This window comes from Gordonia sp. 852002-50395_SCH5434458, assembly GCF_001665905.1.
Classification (GTDB): domain Bacteria; phylum Actinomycetota; class Actinomycetes; order Mycobacteriales; family Mycobacteriaceae; genus Gordonia; species Gordonia jacobaea.
In genome coordinates this window covers 1-751 of sequence record NZ_LZTC01000008.1, presented here as the reverse complement: position 1 = coordinate 751, position 751 = coordinate 1, and the positions used below count along the sequence as shown (strand labels likewise).

Sequence of the window (751 nt, the reverse complement as noted above, 5' to 3'; positions counted from 1 at the left end):
CCGCCTTGCTGGTGCGGCCCTCGACTTGGCCCAGCAGCCCCTGATCACCGCTCAGATCGACGAACCCGGTGTCCCACGGATCGACACGCACCCACCGCCGCCCGTCGACGTCACGAGTCCATCGGGGCTTGCCACGGCGGGTTTCATCAATGCCGAGGACACGCACCGGTTTCGGCGTGGAGAGGACCTTGCTGGCGTGCTCAATGAACGCGGCATGCGCGGTCGGCCACGACACGCCCACGCTGGCGGCGACTTCGCTGACCGAGCGGGCAGCCTCACCGACATCACGGCCGATCTGAGTGCGCAACCGGGTGGTGGTTCGTCGCCGCGGCGGGATCTGCGGTATCGACTCAGTGAACGAACGCCGCTCACACGCCGGATTCACGCAGTAGTATCGGGTTTTGGTCCACCGCAACATGATTGGGTCATCCCCGTATCGGATATCGCGGGGCCGTGTCACCGCGTGGCCCTTCACTGATGACGAAGCAACCTTGCATTGCGGGCAATGTGCCGCCCGCCGATCCGCGGTCACCACATCGACAACCCGACTGCGATCGGTGCCCCTGGTCACCGCGGTGACCTCCAGTCCTTCCAACCCCAACAACAACGACGTAGGCTCGGCCATGCCCCTGGTACTCCTTCAAGAATTCTGATGCTTCGCAACATCCAGATTTCCGGAGACCAGGGGCGTCTCACCTCAACGACACGCCGCGGCCCTGACCAGGCATTGCCCGCTCAACTTCGAAGAGCC

The 751-nt window shown here is 64.4% G+C and carries 1 protein-coding gene; it reads right to left on the bottom strand.

All coding sequences use genetic code 11. The annotated features are described in order from the left end of the window. The coding region (locus tag A5785_RS23590) for a helix-turn-helix domain-containing protein (protein WP_231895400.1) at nucleotides 1–625 on the bottom strand (625 nt) is incomplete at its 3' end. Between the last annotated feature and the right edge of the window lie 126 nt (nucleotides 626–751).